The organism is Streptomyces sp. NPDC058751, assembly GCF_042746485.1.
Classification (GTDB): Bacteria; Actinomycetota; Actinomycetes; order Streptomycetales; family Streptomycetaceae; genus Streptomyces.
Window position 1 is genome coordinate 1 of the sequence record NZ_JBHYPZ010000067.1, and the last position, 21839, is coordinate 21839.

General features: G+C 72.2%; 15 protein-coding genes. 6 read left to right on the plus strand and 9 right to left on the minus strand.

Annotated elements, in window-relative coordinates:
* Positions 1–124 precede the first annotated feature (124 nt).
* The 6 genes from ACFW6B_RS38650 to ACFW6B_RS38675 all read right to left on the minus strand — a co-directional run bounded on the left by ACFW6B_RS38650 (position 125) and on the right by ACFW6B_RS38675 (position 5900).
* Positions 125–1186 (minus strand): hypothetical protein, encoded by a 1062-nt coding sequence (locus ACFW6B_RS38650; protein WP_386604115.1) that lies wholly within the window; start codon positions 1184–1186, stop codon positions 125–127.
* A gap of 51 nt (positions 1187–1237) precedes the next feature.
* Positions 1238–1636: a peptidase inhibitor family I36 protein gene (locus ACFW6B_RS38655; protein WP_386604117.1), complete on the minus strand. Its 399-nt coding sequence runs from the start codon at positions 1634–1636 to the stop codon at positions 1238–1240.
* Positions 1637–1728: 92 nt separating this feature from the next.
* Positions 1729–2754: an AraC family transcriptional regulator gene (locus ACFW6B_RS38660; protein WP_386604119.1), complete on the minus strand. Its 1026-nt coding sequence runs from the start codon at positions 2752–2754 to the stop codon at positions 1729–1731.
* Between the two features lie 135 nt (positions 2755–2889).
* Complete coding sequence (locus tag ACFW6B_RS38665) at positions 2890–3732, minus strand: DUF4232 domain-containing protein (protein WP_386604121.1); 843 nt, start codon at positions 3730–3732, stop codon at positions 2890–2892.
* 335 nt (positions 3733–4067) lie between these two features.
* Positions 4068–4463 carry a nitroreductase/quinone reductase family protein gene (locus ACFW6B_RS38670; protein WP_386604124.1) on the minus strand — a complete coding sequence of 132 codons (396 nt, stop codon included), beginning with the start codon at positions 4461–4463 and terminating at the stop codon, positions 4068–4070.
* Positions 4464–4598: 135 nt separating this feature from the next.
* Complete coding sequence (locus tag ACFW6B_RS38675; protein ID WP_386604126.1) at positions 4599–5900, minus strand: RNA-guided endonuclease InsQ/TnpB family protein; 1302 nt, start codon at positions 5898–5900, stop codon at positions 4599–4601.
* A gap of 508 nt (positions 5901–6408) precedes the next feature.
* Between ACFW6B_RS38675 and ACFW6B_RS38680 the strand changes: the two genes are divergently transcribed.
* The gene (locus tag ACFW6B_RS38680) at positions 6409–6678 is read left to right on the plus strand and encodes a hypothetical protein (RefSeq protein WP_386604129.1); all 270 of its coding nucleotides are present in this window, start codon (positions 6409–6411) and stop codon (positions 6676–6678) included.
* A 44-nt stretch (positions 6679–6722) separates the two neighbouring features.
* On the opposite strand, the gene ACFW6B_RS38685 is transcribed toward ACFW6B_RS38680, so the two are convergent.
* Positions 6723–8237, minus strand: coding sequence for a CehA/McbA family metallohydrolase (locus tag ACFW6B_RS38685; protein WP_386604131.1), 1515 nt, complete (start codon positions 8235–8237; stop codon positions 6723–6725).
* A 193-nt stretch (positions 8238–8430) separates the two neighbouring features.
* Here ACFW6B_RS38685 and ACFW6B_RS38690 point away from each other — a divergent pair, with 193 nt between their 5' ends.
* From ACFW6B_RS38690 to ACFW6B_RS38705, 4 genes are all read left to right on the plus strand, one after another.
* Positions 8431–11025 (plus strand): bifunctional FO biosynthesis protein CofGH, encoded by a 2595-nt coding sequence (locus ACFW6B_RS38690; RefSeq protein ID WP_386604133.1) that lies wholly within the window; start codon positions 8431–8433, stop codon positions 11023–11025.
* Positions 11026–11695: 670 nt separating this feature from the next.
* Positions 11696–13297 (plus strand): LamG domain-containing protein, encoded by a 1602-nt coding sequence (locus tag ACFW6B_RS38695; RefSeq protein WP_386604181.1) that lies wholly within the window; start codon positions 11696–11698, stop codon positions 13295–13297.
* A gap of 155 nt (positions 13298–13452) precedes the next feature.
* The gene (locus ACFW6B_RS38700) at positions 13453–16824 is read left to right on the plus strand and encodes a tetratricopeptide repeat protein (RefSeq protein ID WP_386604135.1); all 3372 of its coding nucleotides are present in this window, start codon (positions 13453–13455) and stop codon (positions 16822–16824) included.
* Between the two features lie 121 nt (positions 16825–16945).
* The gene (locus tag ACFW6B_RS38705) at positions 16946–18061 is read left to right on the plus strand and encodes an ADP-ribosylglycohydrolase family protein (protein ID WP_386604136.1); all 1116 of its coding nucleotides are present in this window, start codon (positions 16946–16948) and stop codon (positions 18059–18061) included.
* A gap of 22 nt (positions 18062–18083) precedes the next feature.
* Here ACFW6B_RS38705 and ACFW6B_RS38710 read toward each other — a convergent pair whose 3' ends face one another.
* Together ACFW6B_RS38710 and ACFW6B_RS38715 are read right to left on the minus strand one after the other, a co-directional pair.
* On the minus strand, positions 18084–19655 hold the full coding sequence (locus ACFW6B_RS38710) for a sodium:solute symporter family protein (protein WP_386604139.1): 1572 nt from the start codon (positions 19653–19655) through the stop codon (positions 18084–18086).
* Between the two features lie 335 nt (positions 19656–19990).
* On the minus strand, positions 19991–20776 hold the full coding sequence (locus ACFW6B_RS38715; protein WP_386604141.1) for an SDR family oxidoreductase: 786 nt from the start codon (positions 20774–20776) through the stop codon (positions 19991–19993).
* 160 nt (positions 20777–20936) lie between these two features.
* Here ACFW6B_RS38715 and ACFW6B_RS38720 point away from each other — a divergent pair, with 160 nt between their 5' ends.
* Complete coding sequence (locus ACFW6B_RS38720) at positions 20937–21776, plus strand: hypothetical protein (RefSeq protein WP_386604144.1); 840 nt, start codon at positions 20937–20939, stop codon at positions 21774–21776.
* Positions 21777–21839: the final 63 nt, after the last annotated feature.

Consider the following 21839-nt stretch of genomic DNA (forward strand, 5'->3'; position numbering starts at 1 on the left):
CCTTTCATCAACCCCCTCTGTGTGGGGGGAGGGTTTGTTTTTTTTAACCCAACCCACCCCGTGGGCGGGGGGGGGGGGGGGGGGGGCGGCGCCCCCCCCCCCCCCCCCCGGCCGGGAACCGGGCTCAGGAGAAGCGGTTGATCGCTATCCCGTTCGTCAGCGACGTGACCCCGCTCTGCACGCCGTCGATCTTCACGGTCTGTCCCTCGACGTGCTTGACGTAGACGCGCATGACGAACGTCCGGGTTCCGCAGGCGGAGTCGACCGGGATCCCGGAGACCGCGAAATAGCTCACGGAGTGGTGCGCGTCGTCCGTGACGGTCCTGCGCGCGGCCTGCTGGTGCGTGCGGCAGGCGTGCCCGGTGGCGTCGAGCTGGACGAACTCGAAGCGCAGGTCCACCACCGCGTTCGTACCGCGCGGGTGTTCCTGCATGCCGGCCGCGCAGGACTTGGTGCCGGTGGGGCACGTGGTCAGTTCGAGATTGGCCTGGGCGTCGACGGCGCTCGCCAAGGGGTGCGCCTGCCACTTGTTCAGCGGTGTGCCGTCGCCGTAGAAGACCCACGCGTCGGGATCCGCCGCCCCGCCGCCGACGTACGTGCAGGCGCCGTCGGCGTCGGCGCTCTCGCACGCAGGGTTCTGCCACCATCCCGCGCCGGCCTGGCCGGTGTCGCTGATCTCGATCCAGGTGCTTCCCGCGACCGCGGTGAGGTGGTACTCGGCGCTGGACGTCGTGTAGGCCGACGCAAGGAGGCCGCACCGGTACGTGCCCGCCGACGGAGCGGTGAACAGGAGGTCCGCGTAGAGGGGCAGGTGTCCCGGTGTCGCGTAGGTCGTCGTGTCGTAGCCCTCGTGATTGCGCGCGGAGGCCGCCTTCACCCCCACGGTCGCGCCCGACGAGTTCACGCAGCGAACGGCGTTCGTCATTCCGACGATCGCGGTCGTCGAACTCGTCGCCTCCAGCCGGGCCCGCACATGGCGCGACTCACCGGCGTTCAGCGTGACCGTCCGGCCGATCAGCTCGACGGCGCCCCCGCCGGTGAATTCCGCGTCGGCGGTGAGTACGGTGCGGGTGACCGTCCCGTGGTCCGCGAGGGCCGCGGGCTGGCACCACCACGACACCGCCGCGCCGAGCACCAGACCCGCCAGGGCGTGCCGCAGCCTCTTCCGTCCCCGTGTTTCCCGCACCGTACCCACCGTCATTTCTCGTGTTTCCGTCCGCTTTCCGGTTCAGATGCCTCAGATGTAGTCGTAGATGTTCGCCGAACCCATGCAGATCCAGGCCGGGTCCTGGCCGCCGAGCCCAGGGACGCCGATGTTGCTGCTGAAGCCACCGGCCACGAACGTACGGTGATGCCCCCATTCCCCGTTGTCGTCGAACGACCAGAGGTGGCCGTCGACGGACAGGTTGTTGTCGTAGGACCGGATGTCGCCGAAGTTGAACTGGCCCATTGCGAAACAGGTGTTGGTGCTGCGCGTCAGGATCCTCTGGCCGTGGAAGCCGGTGGCGTCCCACAGGCAGGCGGCGTTCGACGGGCAGTTACCGTCGGCCTGGGCGGGCGCGGCGGTCGCCAGCATGCCGCCGCCGACGAGCGTCACCGTGGCTGCGGCTGTGGAGAAAAGGCGCTTCCAGTTCATGATTTCCTCCTGATGCGATGCGATGCGATGCGATGCGATGCGATGCGATCGCGATCAAGAGTGCCGCGCAGCTGCACGGATGTCGTTGGCGCTCAGTGCACCGTCCGCCCCGGTTCTTGCCTCTGCGTCCACTCGGCCGTCGGCCGGAACCGGAACTCCCTCGGAGAGCACCCGTGGGCGGCGCGGAAGGCGCGGGTGAAGTCGGAGGCGCGCGGGAAGCCCCAGCGGGCTGCGACGGCGTGGATGGGAGTGCCGTGCAGCGCGGGGTCGGCCAGATCGCGGCGGGCGCCTTCCATCCGCAGGGCCCGGATGTGTGCGGCGACCGTGTCGCCCTGGAACTCCTGCTGGAAGACGCGGTGCAGATAGCTCAGGGAGATGTGGTGCGCGGCGGCTATCACGGGGGGCGTCAGTTCGGGGTCGTGCAGGTTGCGCCGGATGAATGCCCGGATGCTTTCGGTCATGGCCCGGCGGCGGGCCTCCGGCGGCACATCGGTCTTCGCGTCCAGCAACTGGGCGGACCAGACGGAGAGCAGGTCGAGCAGAGCCTCACCGAGACGTGGCGCGTCGGAGGGCCGGAGCGTGTCGGCCTGCCGGACCACACCGACGAGGAAGTCGCTGAGCAGGGCGCCGACGCCGTCCCGGCCCGGCATCGCACGGCCCAGTAACTCCTGGATCCTCCGCGGCGGCAACGGCAGCAGTTCCTTGGGGATGTCCACCCCCACCCCTCTGACGACCCGGTTCCTGTACGCGTCGACGGGACGCAGGTCGTAGGGCTGCGAGCTGTCGACCATGTGCAGGTCGTGCGCGGCGAACGTCGCGCTGCGCCCGGCGTGGTCGAGGGCGAGTTCCCCGTCGAGCAGCAGCGACAGGTGGTACAACTCGGGGTCGGACTGCCGGATCATTCTGTGGTTCCGCAGATACCGGCTCGGCAGGAACGCCATCGACAGCATGGTCACCGCGCCCAGCTCCATCACTTTGCCCTCTGCCCAGAAGTCCGCGGCATCGGCGTCGGCGACTCTGACGGAGCCGCCGTAGCGCGTCCGGCCGATCAGCTCCTGCCATCGGCCGAACCTGTCCTGTGCCGGTATTTCCTCGCTCCGGAACACGGTCCCGATCATGTCGCCCCGCTCTCAGCTGAAATGACCTCATAGGTCTTTTCAGTCTCTCCGAGCCCAGATGGACGCGAGATGGATCACGCCACCAGCGCCTCCGGCGGATTCCGGAGGCGCTGGTGCCCGGCACGGTCGGGGCCGTCACTTCGACATGATGCAGCGCAGGGCGAAGCCGGAAGCGGTCGTCCAGTAGGTGACGAGCTGCTTGTTGTCCGCGTACAGGGTGCTGGTGGGCATGGGGACGTCGATCGGGCTGCCCACGCTGCTGCCGGGCTTGCCGCCCTGGAGGTTGAGGGTGATGCTCTTCGCCTCGTACTCGCCCGTGTTGCCGCTGCTGACGAGCAGAGCGGCGTACGCCTCCCGGCCCGGGTCGAGGGTGACGGGCTCGCCCGGGGTCCCGTTGCTGTCCTCGATCACCGGGGTCGTGAACTGGGCGTCGGCACCGAGCGTCACGGTGGGGTAGCCGTAGAGGTTGCACTTCTTGTCGCTCGCGTTCTGCACGGTGAGCAGGAGGTGCCGGAAGTCCCTCTCCTTCACGGCGGACACCCCGAGCTCCTTCTGGGTGCAGGCGGGGATCGTCCCCGCGCTGGTGCCGCCGCCGGTGCCACCGGTGACACCGGTGCCCGCCTTGCCGCCGGTGCCGCCGCCGTTGCCCGTGCCGCCCGTCTTGCCGCCGGTGACCGCGCCGCCCGTTTTACCGGTGCCGCCGGTACCGCCGCCCGTCTTGCCCGCGCTGCTCGTACCGCCCGTACCGCCCGTGCTGCTCGTACCGTCCGTGCCGCCCGCGTCGCCCGAAGAGCCGCCGCCCGGCTTCGCCGAAGCCGTCGCGCTCGGCTCGGCCGAGGACTTGGAGCCGTCCGCACCCTCGGCCGCGCCCGGGTCGCACGCCGTGGTCGTGAGCAGCGCCGCGGCCGCCACGGCCCCGAGGGCGTAGGACTTCCAGTTCTTGGCGTTCCTGCGGGTGCTGCGGGCAGACGTGTTCATGGTGTCCCGTTTCCTTTTCGGTCAGTACGTGAGGTCGCACTCGCCGGCGGTCCCGGGTGCCTGGGGGCATGGGCGTTCCATGCGGACGGCGGGCCGGGGTGTCGTGGCGCTGCCGGGCGGACTGCCCGTTCGGCCGTTGCCCGGCCGGTGCGACATCCACAGCATGGGATCGCCCGTCGGCCTGGGACAACAGAAGCCCGCCAACCCGGGACGGCGATACATCCCACCCCCGATGACCAGCACGAACGCGGAAGTCTGGGATGCCTGACCGGGACGCGCCGACCCTCTGTCCCCGGCGTCCTGCCCCCGGCGTCGGGGACAGGACGCCGGCGGCCTCACCCCCGCAGATCCACCCGCACCGTCAGCAGTCCCGTCCCGATCAGCCGTACCGCCGTGCTGTTGCCCCGGGGCAGGGTGCGCAGCCGGGCCACCGGGTCGTCGTCCGGGAGGAGGTGCGCCGTGCCCTCGTGCCAGCGGCCCCGGAGCCGCACCCGCACCCTCGGGTCCGCCTGGATGTTGCGTATGTACTGCGACCGCTCCCCGAACTCCGAGACCAGCCAGAACGTGTCGCCGACGCGGCGGCCGCCGAGCGGGGTGCGCCGGGGCAGGCCGGAGACCCGGCCGGTGGTCTCCAGGAGCGTCTGGAACGGCATCCGGCGCGAGACCGGGTTGACGACGTGCCGCTGCAAGGCGGTCGTGGCGCGGAACCTGAGGTCGGTGAGGCGGGCCATGATCGATGGGGCTCCTGTCCGGACTGGTGTGTGACACAAGGGAGTTGATTCAATGGTCCCCGATGTCGCGCGGCAGGAGCAGGAGGCTGGGGATGCGGGTCGTGACCTGGAACCTCTGTTGACATCCTCCCCCTCTTAAAAGAGGGGGATTCCAGCCCGTGTGGGTTGGGGTTCACGGGTGTTCGAGCGGCTGGTGGCCGTTGTCACCCCTCCGGCACCGGCTGTTCGCCGGGGGCGGGGGATCCCGCCCTGTCCTGCCGCGACGTTGACTGCTGCGTTGGTGTCGGCGTTGCAGGTGAAGCCGCAGGAGGAGCAGACGAACCCGGCTTGGCTCTTGCGCGAGTCCTTGTCGATCCAGCCACAGGCACTGCAGCGCAGACTGGTGTAGGGGGCGGGCACGTCCTCGACCCGTCCGGGGGCCTTGTGCCCGGTGCGTTGCCGGAGCAGGCCCCAGCCCTGGGCGAGGATGACTCGGTTCAGCCCGGCCTTCTGGGCGACCCTCCTGCCGGGCTGTTCGACCGTCCCCTTCGCGGAGGCGGTCATGTTCTTGATGTTCAGTTTCTCGAACCGCACCAGGTCATAGCCGCGGGCGAGCATCGTGCTGGTCTTCTCGCACCAGTCCCTGCGCCGGTCCACCTCACGGGCCCTGATACGGGCCACCTTCGCGTACTCGGCGGCCTTGCGCTCACTTCCCTTGGACGCGCGGGCGGCCCGGCGCTGATGCTTGCGGATCCGGGCGCGTTCCCTGACGGTCAGCTGCGGGCAGTTCAGTTTCCGCCCGTCGGAGAGGGCGGCGGTGATGGCCACGCCCCGGTCGACGCCGATGACCTCACCCGTGCCGGGCCCGTCGATCGACGCAGGGATGACGGCGAACGCCACATGCCACTGTCCGTTACGGAAGGTGACACGGAACGTCTTCGCCTCCGGCAGCTCAGAGCCCTTGCCGTTGCGGCTGAGCCGGAAGCGGACCCAGCCACAGCCGGGCACCTTCACCCGCGCCCACCTGCGGTTGAGCTTCTGCACCACGACCGAGCGGCCCATGACCTGCTTACCGGTCTTCGCGTTGAGCTTCGGCGAACCATCCGCCCCGAATTCCGGAACCCGGTCGGTGCCGATGACGCGAAAGCCCTCGTGCACGTGCTTCCTGCGCCAGGTCGGCTCACCGAACCCGGAGGTGAAGCGGGCTTTCTTCGCCGTGGCGAAGTCCTTCAGCGCCTGCTGCTGCACATCCGCGTTGCCCGCAGCCAGCCATGCGTTCTCCCGCCGGGCCTCGGTGAGCTGACGGCACTGCTCGGCAAAACCGGGCGCCGCCCTGCGACCCTTGTACCAGTGCGCGTGCTGCTCGACGGCCAGGTTCCAGACGTACCGGGCGTGCGCGCAGTGGCCGAGCATGACGCCCGCCTGCCCGTCCGTCGGGTACATCCGAAACCGTGCCATGGCCGTGAACCTAGCCAACACGTTCCCCGACCGCCCACAGCATCGATCGACATCACCCGTGCGAGTGACCACCCCGGCCACCGACTCGCCCGACCATCGGCCGCCGCCGAGCGACCACCGTCGACTCCGATTTGCCGCACCTGCTCGAGGTCCGCCTCGCCGCCGTCTCTTCCGAGAAGCCGAATCGCCCTGGAGGCGATTCGGCTTCCCCTGCCCCGCTCCGCGGGAGCGGGCATTCACCCCGGCCCTGAAGGACCGGGCACCCCGCCCGAAAGCAAGGTGGTTCAGCCGCGGCCGTCGCCCTTGAGCGCCCGAAGAAGGGCGCCGAAAGCGGCGGGGGTGGTCGAGAGTTGGAGCGGGCAGGGTCGCTGTGGGCGGAGTGCTGGGGCGGGGCGGGCCCCCGGTGACCGCGCCGGTCCCGCTTTCCCGGCATTGCGTGCGATGTCCGTCCCCCTCGGGCGGCGCCATACTGACAGGTGCAGCCATGCCCGTTCATCAGGAGCAGACCATGAGCGCACAGCCTGAGCACGGCCGAGGAACGACGCCCCTGCCGGAGATCCGGACCGTGGACGACCTGCGCGGGGTGCTCAGCCGCTACGGGTTTCCCGGCGACAGGGAGAGGTTCGAGAAGGAACTGGCCGCCGCCGTAGGAGCCTCGCCGGTCAACGATCTCGAAGGCGCCGCCGCTGTGGTCAGGGCCTACCGTCACAGGGTCCGGATCAGGAACTCCCCGGAGATCATGGCCGCCCTCGAAGAGGCGCGTGCGGGAGGCAGCTGATCGCGGACTGACCGGCGCGGACGCCCTCACGGGCGGCAGCCCGCCTACGCCCCCAGGAAGATCGGATTCGTGAACGCCGCCAGCGCCCCCGGGACCGGGCCCGCCGCCGTCTCGTGGCGCAGCTCCGCGCGGACGTACGCCGCGTAGGACGCCGTCGTACGCCACTCCACCGTTCCGGAACCCGAGACCGGCAGTGGGGCGCTGGTGAACAGCACGCCCTGGTCGGTGACGAAGCGGACCGTGCAGCGCGGGGCGCCGGAGGCTTCCAGGCGGACGGTGACCGGAGTGTCCGGGGCGACCCTCAACCGGCCCCCGATCCCGGCGTGTTCGCCCTTGGCGCCGGAGGCCGTGAAGGAGAGGGAGACCAGCTTCGACTCGGCGACGTAGGAACGGCCCGCGCGGATGCCCTCCAGGATCGCCTCGCGGGTCAGGTCGTCGGCGAGGACGACCGTCTGCGGGGAGCCGACCCGGTCGGGGTCGCGGTGCGCGTCGCTGTTGCCCATCGCCGGGAGCCAGTCGTGGCCCCCGCGCACGGAGGCGGCCAGCATGCTGTCCCAGTCGGCGAGGGCGGCCTCGTCGGCGGGGGTGTACGGGCCGTTCCACACCTCGACCGCGTCCGCCTCGCCGAAGCCGAACTTCCAGCCGCAACCGATGCAGGTGGCGTGCGGGTGCGCGGGCACCACGAGCCCGCCGGCACCGCGGATCAGGCGCGCGAACCGGCCGAACCGGTTGTCACGGGCCCGGTAGCGCCAGTCGACGAAGGTGCCCGGGTCCGTGCCGAGCGCCAGCACGTGCCCGTTGCGCGTGGTGACCTCCTCGCCCAGCATGATCAGCAGATCGTCGCCCGCCTGGTCCGCCCAGTGCGCGTGCGAGGAATGCGTGTTGTGGTCCGAGGAGTTGATGAAGTCCAGGCCCGCCGCCCGAGCCAGCGCCGCGATCTCGGCGGGCGTGCGGCGCCCGTCCGAGTGCCAGGAGTGCAGGTGGCAGTCGCCGCGGTACCAGGCACGGCCGCGGCCCTTGGCCCGGGAGGGCGGATACACCGGCTCCGGCGCCGGAGCCGGCTCCCCGTACGTCAGGGTGACCGTCACCTCGTACGCCAGCCCCTGCGGCGCCACCGTGTACGGGCCGAGCGCGATGTGCCAGGTGCCGGGGCGGACCGGCCCGGGGACGTACCCGGGGGTCGCGTCGTCCGAGCGGACGAAGAACTCCGTGCGCGCGCCGCCCGACCAGCCCCGGAAACCACGGCCGCCCAGTTCCGTGCCGTGCTCGTCGAAGATGCCGATGTCCAGGGCGTTGCCCGCGGTACCGGCAGGGACCGACGGCCTCTCGTAGGTGTAGGAGACCTTGATCTCCGCGACCCCGGCCGGTACCTCGACCGGCAGGTACACGAAGTCGGGGGAGCCGGCGGGGAGGGTGCCGCGCACCGTCCGCGTCTCCCGGTCGTCCGCCGCGTCCGCGTGCGCACCGCTGGGGAAGGTCACGCCTCCCAACGTAAGCGCGGCCGCCGCTCCCGTCACGAACAGCGCGCGTCTGCAGATGCCGTGGTCGTCCTCGCACATACTGCTGCTCCCAGGGGTCGGGTGTGACGGTGACATGAGTGCTGCGAAGTGCCACGGACCACTGTGGGGGCGGCCCGTGAACGCAGGCGCACACCAGGAGGATCGACGGCTGTCGGGAAGACCGACAGACGCCGTGCGGCTCGAATCGGGCACGCCCGGCGATACCTGATCACCTCGACCGTATGCTCGAAGGATGACGACCTCCGTTACGGGCACGACTCCCGGATCCGGGCCGACGGCGAACTCCATGCGGCGAGCGCTGAAGCGCGCGCGGGACGGGGTCGCGCTCGACGTGAGCGAGGCCGCGGTGCTGCTCCAGGCCCGCGGCGACGACCTGGACGACCTGGCCGCCTCCGCCGCGCGGGTGCGTGACGCGGGCCTGGAGGAGGCCGGCCGACCCGGTGTCATCACGTACTCCAAGAGCGTCTTCGTCCCGCTGACCCGGCTGTGCCGGGACAAGTGCCACTACTGCACGTTCGTCACCGTCCCCGGCAAGCTGCGCCGGGCCGGCCACGGGATGTTCATGTCCCCGGACGAGGTCCTCGACATCGCCCGCCGGGGCGCCGAACTCGGCTGCAAGGAAGCCCTGATCACCCTTGGCGACAAGCCGGAGGACCGCTGGCCCGAGGCCCGCGAGTGGCTGGACGCGCACGGCTACGACGACACGATCGCCTACGTACGGGCGATCTCGATCCGCATCCTGGAGGAGACGGGCCTGCTGCCGCACCTGAACCCGGGTGTGATGTCGTGGACCGACTTCCAGCGGCTCAAGCCCGTCGCCCCGTCGATGGGCATGATGCTGGAGACCACCGCGACCCGGCTGTGGTCCGAGCCCGGCGGCCCCCACTTCGGCTCCCCGGACAAGGAGCCCGCCGTCCGGCTGCGGGTCCTGGAGGACGCGGGCCGCTCCTCCGTCCCCTTCACCAGCGGGCTGCTGATCGGCATCGGCGAGACCTACGAGGAGCGCGCCGACTCCCTGTTCGCGCTGCGCCGGGTCTCCCGGGCCCACCACGGCATCCAGGAACTGATCATCCAGAACTTTCGCGCCAAGCCGGACACCGCGATGCGCGGGATGCCGGACGCGGAACTGGACGAGCTGATCGCCACGGTCGCCGTCGCCCGGCACGTCATGGGCCCGGCCGCCTGCCTCCAGGCGCCGCCCAACCTGGTCGCCGGCGAGTACGGGCGGCTCATCGGCGCCGGGATCGACGACTGGGGCGGGGTCTCGCCGCTGACCATCGACCACGTCAACCCGGAGCGGCCCTGGCCGCAGATCGAGCTGCTGCGCGAGCGGTCGGCCGAGGCGGGCTTCGAGCTGCGCGAACGCCTCTGCGTCTACCCGGAGTTCGTCCGGCGCGGTGAACCCTGGCTGGACCCGCGGCTGCTGCCGCACGTACGGGCGCTCGCGGACCCGGAGACCGGCCTCGCGCTGCCGGACGCGGTCGTCGAGGGCCGGCCCTGGCAGGAGCCGGAGGAGGTCTTCACGGCCTCGGGGCGCACCGATCTGCACCACACCGTCGACACCGAGGGCCGCACCGGCGACCGCCGCGAGGACTTCGACACCGTGTACGGCGACTGGGCGGCACTGAAGGAGGCCGCGGTCCCCGGGATGGTGCCGTCCCGCATCGACACGGACGTCCGCTCCGCCCTCGCGACCGCGGCCGACGACCCGACGAGGCTGACCGACGACGAGGCCCTCGCCCTGCTGCACGCCGACGGCCCGGCCCTCGACGCCCTGTGCCGGATCGCCGACGACGTGCGCAGAGCGGCCGTCGGCGACGACGTCACGTACATCGTCACCCGCAACATCAACTTCACCAACGTCTGCTACACCGGCTGCCGTTTCTGTGCCTTCGCCCAGCGCCGCACGGACGCCGACGCCTACACGCTCTCCCTGGAACAGGTCGCGGACCGCGCCGCCCAGGCGTGGGACGTCGGCGCGGTCGAGGTGTGCATGCAGGGCGGCATCCACCCGGACCTGCCCGGCACGGCCTACTTCGACATCGCGAAGGCGGTGAAGGAACGGGTCCCGGGCATGCACGTCCACGCCTTCTCCCCGATGGAGGTGGTGAACGGCGCGACGCGCACCGGCCTGTCGATCCGCGAATGGCTGATCGCCGCGAAGGAAGCGGGCCTGGACACCATCCCCGGCACCGCCGCGGAGATCCTGGACGACGAGGTGCGCTGGGTCCTGACGAAGGGCAAGCTGCCCGCCGCCACCTGGATCGAGGTGATCACCACGGCCCACGAACTCGGCATCCGCTCCTCCTCCACCATGATGTACGGCCATGTCGACCAGCCCCGGCACTGGCTCGGCCACTTCCGCACGCTCTCCCGCATCCAGCAGGAGACCGGCGGCTTCACGGAGTTCGTGACCCTCCCCTTCATCCACACCAACGCCCCCGTCTACCTGGCCGGCATCGCCCGCCCCGGCCCGACGACCCGCGACAACCGCGCGGTCATGGCGATGGCCCGCCTCCTGCTGCACCCGCACATCCCCAACATCCAGACGAGCTGGGTCAAACTGGGTGCCGAGGGGGCCGCCGAGATGCTCCGCTCCGGCGCCAACGACCTGGGCGGCACGCTGATGGAGGAGACCATCTCCCGTATGGCGGGCTCCCGTTACGGCTCCTACATGTCGGTCAAGGAGCTGATCGCGGTGGCCGAGGCGGCGGGACGCCCGGCCAAGCCCCGTACGACCGTGTACGGCGAGGTCCCGGAAGAGCGGCAGCGCACGGCGGCGGCCTCGGACGGCCACCTGCCGGAACTGCTGCCGGTGCTCGACTGAGGCCCGGGGAAATCCCTTTCCCCTCTGTCGGCGGCCCCTGCTAGGTTCATGCGGCTCGCTTGATCAACGAGCCCAAGTGCCAATAGGGGAGGGCGACTTGAAGGATCTCGGAAGGGCGGTCGGACGCGGGGGACTGGCGGTGGGGTGCTGCGCGGTGGCGCTGCTGACCACCGCGGCCGGTACCGCGTACGCGCTCGACAATCTGCCGCCGAAGCAGCCGCTCGTCGCGGATCTGACGACCGAGAGGAAGGCGTGCGCGACGGGTGAAGACACCGTGTACGTCGCCGGGGCACCGGTGCTCGACGCGGTGCTCTACGACCCGGAGGAGGACAACCAGCCCTACGAGGCCAACCGGGTCAAGGGTGACTTCGAGGCGTGGTGGACGGACTCGTCCGGAGCCGAGCAGCGCCGCACGTTCACCACCGTCGACAGTCTGTCGGGGAGCCGGCGGAGCTGGCAATTGCCCTCCGACATCCCGGCGAACACGGTCGTCTCCTGGCACGTCCGCGCGAACGACGGCCAGGCCACTTCGGCGTGGAGCGACGAGGGCAGTGGATCGGTCTGCTCGTTCGTGGTCGACGACGCGAGCCCGGACAGGCCCGCCGTCACCTCGCCGGACTATCCGGAGGACGAGATCCAGGACGGCGTCGGCGTCTACGGCTCGTTCACGATGGACTCCCCCTCCCCGGACGTGGTCGGCTACCGCTACAACTTCATCGGCGGCCCGTACGACACCGCACGCCCTGCCGAGATGGGCGGTCCCGCGACCATCCGCTTCCTGCCGGTGCGGTCAGGGACGAACTACCTCAGTGTCGAGGCGATCGACCGGGCCGGCCGTGTCAGCGGCACCACCACGTACTGGATCCGGGTCAAGTCCGGCCGCGCCCCCGTCGCCCGCTGGAAGCTGACAGACCCCGCGGGGTCCGGGTCGGCAGCCGCCGAGACGGGCACCGCCGCCCGCGCGGGCACCGCCGCCCGCGCGGGCACCGCCGCCCGCGCGGGCACCGGCGTGACCTTCGGCGGTCCCGCGCCCGCGGGCACCTCCATCACCTCCTCCGTCGCGCTGGACGGCAGCGGCGACGGCTTCCTCACCCCGGACGCCCCCGCCACCGACATCCGCAAGTCCTTCGCGGTCAGCGCCTGGGTGCGGCCCGACGGGACCGGCCGGACCATGACGGCCGCCTCCCAGGACGCGGACGGCGCGACCGGCTTCTCGCTCGGCCTGCGCGCCGGGGACTCCGGCCCGGCCTGGTCGTTCGCGATCGGCGGCGCGCGGGTCTCCGGCGGCGCGCCCGAGACCGGCGAGTGGGCCCACGTCCTGGGGCTGTACGACGCGGAGACCGGCAAGGCGCGGCTGTACGTCAACGGCCGCGAGACCGGCACCGCGGCGGCCGCGACACCCGCCGAGGCGGCCGGAGCCTTCCAGATCGGCCGTGAGCGTGACGCCTCGGGCCACCGCGACCACTGGCGCGGCGACATCGCCGACGTACGGGTCCACGACCGGGTCGTCGTACCGGGCGAGGTCTCCGAACTCGCGCACCGCACGCCGAAGCGGCTCGGTCACTGGTCGCTGGAGACCGCGACGGACGGCGCGAGCCCCGAAGGGGCGGGCGGCTCGCCGCTGCGGCTCGGCGGGGGCGCGACGATCTACCGGGTCCCCGACAGCTCCTGCCTCCCGGAACTCGACCCCGACTGCCCCCACGTGCCGCCGACGCTGGTCGACGCCGGGCATCTGCACCTCGACGGCGAGAGCGCGTACGCGGCCACCGAGGGGCCGGCCGTGGACACCGGGGACAGCTTCACCGTCGGCGTGGTCGTGCGGCTCGCCGATTCCGAGCCCGACCACCCGATGACCGTGCTCTCCCAGGCGGGCGAGCACACCGACGCCTTCAAGGTGCGCTACGAGCCGTCCTCGCACGCCTGGCAGCTGGTGATGCCGGAGAGGGACGAGGCCGGAGCCCCGGAGAAGGTCGTGTCCGAGGCCGGGTTTACGGACGGCGGCGAGGGCCTCGGCCACCGTCTTGCCGTGGTCTACGACGACGCCGCCGACACGATCAAGTTGTACGTCGACGGCCAGCTCGGTGGCGGGGACACGGCCGACTTCCCGAACGGCTGGCACAGCACCGGCGCCCTCCAGGTCGGCCGGGCCGGGGCCGGTGACGGCTGGACCGAATACCTGCGCGGCGACGTGGACGAGGTGCAGGCCTACCAGGGAGCCCTGAGCGAGACCCAGATCGCCCAGCTGGGCTGGGGGGCCGACATCAACCCCTGACCCCGCCGGTCCCCGGGGACCGACCACCGCCGAAACGGGCGGCCGGAAGCGCGTTCCGGCCGCCCGTGCGTGTCCGGCCGCCACCGCCCGGTCCGGGGCGGGGTGCGCCAGACTGGGGGACGGACCGGTCGGACCACGGGGGAGGGAGCGGGCCGATGGTGCGGGAGCGGCCGTCGATGCAGGAGCTGATCGAAGGGCGGCGGCGGAACGGGTTCGTCGGACGCGGCACCGAACGGGCCGTGTTCCGCGCCAACTTCGAGCTGCCCCCGGAGGACGAACGGCACCGCTTCCTGTTCCACGTGCACGGCACCGCGGGCGTCGGCAAGACGTTCCTCGTCCGCGAGATGGAACAACTGGCTCTGGAACGCGACGCGCTGACCGTCCACGTCGACGAGAACGTCACCGGCCTTCCCGAGACCATGGAGGCGATGAGCCGTCAGTTCGCCGTGCGGGGGCACCGGTTCAAGGAACTCGACCGCCTGCTGACGGCGTACCGCGAGCGGCGCCACGAGGCGCGGACCGCCGTCCTCGACGCGCCGGAAGCGGAGCGGCCGGGCCCCTCGGCGACCGGCCTGGCGGTGGCGCGGGCGGGCCTGCTGGGGCTCGGGACGGTGCCGGGCGTCGGCGCCCTCGCCGGGGTCGTGGACCCCGCCCAGCTGGCCCAGGGAGCCGAGCGGCTGTACGCCAGGGCCGGCGCCCGGCTGCGCAGCCAGGAGGACGTACGGCTGCTCCTCGCGCCGCAGGCCGTGCTCACCCCGGTCCTCGTCGCCGAGCTCTCCGAGGCGGCCGGGGCCGTGCCGTGGATCGTCCTGTTCTTCGACACCTACGAGCGGACGGGCCCGTTCCTCGACGGCTGGCTCCACACGATGATGACCACCCGCGCGTACGGGGCGCTGCCCGCCACGGTCGTCGTGGTGACCGCGGGACAGCGCCCCCTCGACACCGCCCGCTGGGGCGGCTTCGGCGACTTCGTCACCGATCTGCCCCTCGGACCGTTCACGGAGACCGAGGCGCGGGGACTCCTCGCCGGCAAGGGGGTCGTCTCGGAGCCGGTGGTCGCGGAGGTCCTGCGGATCACCGGCGGGCTGCCCCTGCTGGTCTCGACCCTGGCCGAGCAGCGCCCCACGGACCCCGAGGACGTCGGAGACCCTTCCGCCACGGCCGTCGAGCGCTTCCTGAAATGGGAGCCGGACCCGCTCCACCGGGCCGTGGCGCTCGCGTGCGCCCTGCCCCGGAGCCTGGACCTGGACGTGTTCCGGGCGGCCGTGGAGCCGGAGCGCGCGGACGAGGGGCACGCGGACGAGGGGCACGCGGACGAGGGGCACGCGGACGAGGAGCACGGCGCACTGTTCGACTGGCTGCGCGGGCTGTCCTTCGTGGACGGCCGCGGCGACCGGGTCCGCTACCACGACCTGGTCCGCGAGGCGATGCTCCGGCTCCAGCGGCGCCGTTCCCCGCGCGGCTGGACCGAGCGCCACGAACGGCTCGCGGAGGTCTTCCGCCGCTGGCGGGAGGAGGCGGGGAGCGGACTGCGGGATCCCGACGAGGTGTGGCGTCACGAACCGTGGCTGCGGCTGCGACTGGAGGAGTCCTACCACCGGCTGTGCGCGCGCCCCGTCGCGGCACTGGGCGACGTGCTGCACGCCGTGGTCGAGGCCTGCCGCGCCGACCGGGTGGCCGGCCGTACCTGGGCCAGGATGCTCCAGGAGGCCGGGGACGCGGCGGGAGCCCCGGCCCTGGGCGAGCTGGGCGGTTCGCTGGCCGAGGCCCTGGCCGACGACGGGGACGGGGTCGGCCGGGCGATGGAGCTGCTGCTGGCCCGCCCCGTGCTGCGGGGTCCGGGACGGGCCCTGGCGCACGGGGTGCGGGCCAGGGAGCTGCGGATCGCCGGCGAGTACACGCGGGCCCTGGCCGAGTACGCCAGGGCGCTGGAGATCGATCCCGACGACGCCCGGGTGCACTACGGCCGCGGTCTCACCCACCAGCTGCTGGGCGACCACCCCGCGGCGCTCGCCGCCTTCGACCGCGCGGACGAACTGCGGCCCGCGACGGGCTGGATCATCGCCGAGCGGGCGGAGACGCACCGCATGGCCGGCCGCACGGAGGAGGCGGCGGCCGACTTCGACCGGGCCGTGGCCCTGGACCCGACGAACGCCGACGCGCTGGCCTCGCGGGCGGTGTGCCGGCACGCCCTCGGCCGGTTCGAGGAGGCGGCCGCGGACTTCGACCGGGCGCTGAGCATCGACGGGGACCTCCTGTGGCCGCTCGTGCGCAGGGCCCGGCTGCGCCGGGACACCGACGAGTGGGAGAAGGCGTTCGCCGATCTGGACCGGGCGGCACGCCTGGAACCCGACTCCGCCTGGATCGCGTCGGAACGGGGCGACGCCTACCGGCTCGCGGGCCGCTTCGAGGAGGCGGTCGCCGAACTCGGCCGGGCCGTCGCCCTCGCACCCGGCCATCCCTCCGCCCTGGCGAGCCGCGGCGCCTCGCACCACGGACTGGGCCAGGACGCGCTGGCGCTGGCCGACCTCGACCGTGCCCTCGAACTGGCTCCGGAGTACTCCTGGGCGCTGGTGATGCGGGCGAGGGCGAGGCGCCGCCTCGGCGACCTGCCCGGCGCGTACGAGGACCTGCGGCGCGCGCTCGCGGTGGACCCGGACGCCGACTGGATCGAGCTCGAACTGGGCGACACCCACCGGCTGGAGGACCGGCACGAGGAGGCGGTCGCCGTCTTCCGGCGCCTCCTGGAACGGGACCCCGGCAACGTCTCGGCGATGGGCTGCCTGGGAGCGGTCCACCACGACCTCAGGGAGCACGCGGAGGCGCTGGTCTGGCTGGACCGGGCCCTCGCGGCCGACCCGGACCACGCCTACGCCCGCGACCAGCGCGCCCGTGTCTTCCTGGCGACCGGGCGGACCGAGCGGGCGCTGGCCGACTGGGAGAGGCGGATCGCCCTGGGCGGGGCCACGGACACGGCACGCCTGGAGATCGTGGAGCTGCTGATCCACTGCGGCCGGTGGGACGAGGCGACGGCCCGGCTGGCCGAAGCCGATCCGGCGCCGGGCCCGGACGACGACCTCGTCCCGAACCGCGACCGCCTGCGCGTCGAGGTCCTCCGGCACACCGGCCGGTGGGAGCGGGCCCGGCACCTCGCCGAGCGGCTGCGCGCCGCGGACCCGCTGTCGGGCACCTTCCAGCTGGCGATGAGCGAGCAGCGGTCCCGGGGCCGGACGGCCGCGGAGCCCTGGTGGCGGGAGCTGGCACGGCTGCTGGACGCCGAACCGGAGGAACGGGTCCGTGCGTCCGGCCGGTGCATCGTCGGCTGGGCCCTCGCGGAGTGGGCCGCCGCCGACCGGGACCTGGAAGACCTGCTGTCCATGGACCCCGACTGGGACGAGCTGGCGGACCTCGTGGACGTCCTCGCCGAACTCCTGCGCTGTCCCGGCGGCGAGAGCGCCCGGCTGGCCCCGCGCCTCGCGACGGTCACGGCGGCCCGCGACGCCGTCCGGGAGCGCCACACCGACTGATCGCACCCCTGGTGGATCCGGTCGGATCTTTATGATCCGTGGCCTCAAACGGCCGTTCCCGTTCGACTACAGTGCCGACCTGTCGGACGTACGTACGGACAGCGTGCCGCAGGAGGTCTCGGTGGGTGCGACAGCCGGTGCCGTCTGGGGCCGTGGGGAGCAGCAGGACTTCCGGAGCCGGGTCCGCGGGACGCTTCTGGGCGCGGCCGTCGGCGACGCGCTGGGCGCCCCGGTCGACGGGCTCTCCCTGGAGGGGATCCGGGAGGCCTACGGGGCGGAGGGCCTCGTCGGTCCCGTCCCCGCGTACGGGCGGCGCGGCGCCGTCACCCACCTCACCCAGCTCTCCCTGTTCGGCGTCGACGGACTCATCCGCGCCCAGGTGCGCCGCGACACCGGCGCCTGGCACCCGCCCTCCGACGTCCACCGCGCCTACCGCCGCTGGGCGGCCACCCAGAGCGACTGGGGGCCCGACGAACGCCGCAAGGACGACGGCTGGCTGGCCCGCGAGGAGTGGCTCTACGCCCGCCGCGACCCGGCCGGGGCGTGTCTGCTCGGCCTCGCCGACGAGATCATGGGGACGCTGGACGCACCCAAGAACCCCGGCGAGCGGGGCCCCGAGGCGGCCGGCCGTTCCGCACCCTTCGGGCTGCTCGTCGGCTGGGAGCCGCAGCTCGTGATGCAGCTCGCCGTCGAGTGCGCCGCGCAGACGCACGGCCACCCCTCGGCGTACCTGTCGGCGGGGGCGTACGCCGTGCTCGTGCACGCGCTCGCCCGCGGCGAGAACGTCGACGCGGCCGTGCAGCAGGCCCTGGCGCTGCTCGCGGCCCGTCCCGGGCACCAGCAGGTCGCGGGAGCGCTCCAGTACGCGCTGGGCGCCGCACGGCAGGGCGCGCCCTCGCCCGAGCGGGTCGCGGAGCTCGCCGCGAGCGGCACCCCCGAGGGGCCGCTCGCCGGCGCGGTGTACTGCGCGCTGGTCGGTGAGGACGTCCGGCACGGCCTGTGCCTCTCGGTGAACCACGGCGGGCCCTCCGCCGTCACCGGCGCCCTGACCGGGGGCCTGCTGGGCTCCCTGCACGGCGAGACGGCCCTCCCGCCGGCCTGGCTGGCCGAACTGGAGGGCCGGCCCACGATGCTGGTCCTCGCGGACGACTTCGCGATGGAGATGACCCAGGGGCCCGCGCTGCACGGGCCCGCGGGCTCGTCCCCGGGCTGGCTCGCCCGCTACCCGCGCGCCTGAGGGGAGACGGGCCCGGCAGGCCCTAGTCCTTCGAGGGCGCGCCCACCGTGTCGTCGGCCGCTCCCGCCGGGGCGGGGACCGCGGCGGCGGCCGAGCCGTCGTCGTCCGTGTTGATCAGTTCGATGACGGCGTCCCGCTCCGGGGTGTCCTCCGGCTTCAGGAAGCCGATGAGGACGTACAGGACGAGGGAGATGGCCATCGGGACGGCGACCTGGTACTCCAGCTTCACGTCCGTGCGCTGCGAGAAGTCCAGGTGGTAGTTGACGAGGAAGAAGGCGAGCAGACCGCAGGCCCAGCTCGTCAGCGCCGCCGTCGGCCCCGACCTGCGGAACGGCCGGAGCAGACCGAGGATGAACGGGATCGCGATCGGCCCCATCAGACCCGCCACCCACTTGATGACGACGGTGATGATGTCCTTGAAGGCGGGGGAGTTGACCTGGGTCGCCACCGCCATGGAGAAGCCGAGGAAGGCGACGGTGGTGACGCGTCCCGCGATGAGCCCCGCCCGGGTGTCCCAGGCGCGCGCGGCCTTGGAGAGCACCGGCGCGACGTCCCGGGTGAACACGGCGGCGATGGCGTTCGCGTCCGAGGAGCACATGGCCATCGTGTGCGAGAAGAACCCGACGACGACCAGGCCCAACAGCCCGTGCGGCAGCAGCTGTTCGGTCATCAGGCCGTACGAGTCGGAGCCGTCCGGCTTCTGCGCCGTGACGACGAGCGGCGAGAGCCACATCGGAATGAACAGGATGACCGGCCACACGAACCACAGCCCCGCGGACAGCAGCGCCGAGCGCGTGGCCTCCTTGGCGTCGCGGGTGGCCATGTAGCGCTGGGCCTGGTTCCACATGCCGCCGTTGTACTCGAAGAGCTTGATGAACAGGTACGCGATGAAGAACACCGTCAGGTAGGGGCCCGCGAACCCGTCCCCGTGACCGTGCAGCTTCGGCGAGTCCAGCGCCTTGGACAGCCCGCCCTGGTCGGAGATCTTGTTCAGCACGATGACCAGCATCGACAGGCCGGCCAGCAACTGGATGACGAACTGGCCGAGTTCGGTCAGCGCGTCGGCCCACAGACCGCCGATCGTGCAGTACACGGCCGTGATGCCGCCGGTGATGATGATGCCCTGGGTGAGCGTGACGCCGGTGAAGACGCTGAGCAGGGTGGCGATGGCCGCCCACTTCGCGCCGACGTCCACGATCTTCAGCAGGATGCCGGACCACGCCAGCGCCTGCTGCGTCGGCACGTTGTAGCGGTCCTTGAGGTATTCGAGGGGCGAGGCGACGTGCAGCCGTGAGCGCAGCCGGTTGAGCCGGGGAGCGAAGGCCTTGGCGCCGATCGCGATGCCGATGGCGATGGGCAGCGCCCAGGTGACGTACGAGGTGATGCCGTAGGTGTAGGCGATGCCGGCGTAGCCGGTGAACATCACCGCGCTGTAGCCCGACATGTGGTGCGAGATGCCGGACAGCCACCACGGCATCTTCCCGCCCGCGGTGAAGAAGTCGCTGACATCGCCCACCCGCTTGTGGGACCAGACGCCGATCGCGGTCATCACGCCGAAGTACGCGATCAGGACGGCCCAGTCGAGACCGTTCATGTGCCCCCTCCAGGGGTCCGCCTTGTGAACCTGCAGATACCGGACGGCACTTCGCCAGTAGGCAGTCGGGCGGCCCCGTGCGGGAGCGGGGACTTCGGGGATTGAACCGCCGGTCCGACCGGCCGGTCAAGACCTCACGCGGTCACAGATATGAACGCAGGTCAGAAAGCAGAACGATTTTGCCTCCACTTTACCCACCGGGCGGTTGTCGTGCCCGTGATGCGGGCCACACCATGGGCGGGCACTTCGCCAGACCCACAGCAGCGAGGAGAAGCCGACAGCCGTACGGGATGCGGGTCCCGTACGCCTGGGAGAGGAGCCGCCGGCCGCGTCGACTACCGCATGAGTTCGCCCGCGTTCACGAGCAGCGACTGCCCCGTGATCGCCCGCGCCCGGTCGGACGCCAGGAACACCGCCGCGTCCGCCACGTCCCCGTCCGTGGTCAGCTCCGGCAGGGCCATCCGTTCGGTGAGCCGCTTCAGGACGTCCGCCTCGGGCACCTGCTCGGTGTGGGCGGTGAACCGCACGTACGCCTCGACCGGAGGGCCCCACATCCAGCCGGGCAGCACGGTGTTGACCCGTATCCGGTGCGGACCGAGCTCGCGCGCCAGGGAGTACATCGCGCTCGTCAGCGCGCCCTTCGAGGCCGCGTACGCCGCCTGCCGCACCTGGCTCGGCGCGGCGACCGACGACTGCGTCCCGATGACGACGACCGAACCGCCGCGCTCCTTCAGTGCGGGCAGACAGGCGCGGGTCATCCGTAGCGTACCGAGCAGGTTCACGTCGATGACCGACTGCCAGGTCGCGAAGTCGGCGTCCTCCAGACCGCCGAAGTAGCTGTCCCAGGCGGCGACGTGGACCACCGCGTCGATCCGCCCGAAGCGTTCGGCCGCGAGTTCCGCCAGCGCCTCGCACTGCCCCTCGTCGGTGATGTCCGTCGCACGGAACGCGGTGTGCGTGCCGTCCGGGTCCAGTTCGGCCGCCGCCTTGGCGAGGTTCGCCTCCGTGCGCGCCCCGAGCACGGCGTTGCCCCCGTCGCGCACCACGGCCGCCGCGACCTGATGGCCGAGCCCGGCGCCGACACCCGACACCACCACGGTCCTGCCGGTGAGCAGCGACATGGAGACCTCCCCTTCCCGTGACCCGGTCCGCCCGCGGCGCGTCCCTCCGGAGCGCCGGCCCCGACGCGACTCTGGCGCATTGTCTGACGGGGCGTCAGAGTATGGGCGTCCGCCGGAGGAAGGAAGTCCCGCGCACGTTCCAACGAGGAAGGGGTTCGTCATGTCGGAGGAGACCCGCAGCGAGGCCTACGCGGAGCTGGCCGCCCTCGGCCCGTACGGCGTCCGTCCGGGCCACGCCCTGATCACCCTGGTCGAACCGCACCCGGGCCACGAGTACGCCTACAACCGCTGGTACGAGGATGATCATTACTACGCCGGCGCGATGGCCATGCCGTGGATGTACGCCGGGCGCCGCTGGGTGGCCACCCGTGACCTCCAACTGCTGCGCTACCCGGAGAAGTCGGCGGTCGCCCAGCCGGTCACCGCGGGCTGCTACATCTCCACCTACTGGGTCACCGAGGGCCGCTACGACGACCACATGAAGTGGACCGTCGGCATCAACAGGCGGCTGAACCGCGACGGCCGCGTCTACCGGGACCGCACCCACGTCTTCACGGCCTTCCAGGACCACGAGGCCACCGTCTACCGCGACGGCGCCGCGGGCCCCCGCGACTTCCACGCCCTCGACCACCCCTACGCCGGTCTCGTGGTCGAGGTCATCGACGCCGAATCACCGGAGCAGCGAGCCGAGTTGCTGGAATGGCTGCGCTCCCGCCACCTGCCCGGGCGGCTGGCGGGCTCACCCGCCGCCCTCGTCACCGTCTTCCGGCCGACCCCGCTCCCCGGCGACCGCATGACCTATGTCAAGCAGGTCGAGGGCGTGGACACCCGGCTGACCCTGCTCTGGTTCCTGGAGGCCGATCCGCGCGACTGCTGGGAGGCGCGTTTCACGGGCCTGGACGAGGCCGTGGCCGAATCGGGCCTGGGACGGGTGGAGCTGGTGGCCCCGTTCATCCCCACGATCCCGGGGACGGACACCTACGTGGACCGGCTGCGCTGAGGAGTGGGGCGTCCCGCGGTGCCCCGGAGGCGGGCCGGGGCACGGGAAGCACCCCAGCCCTCT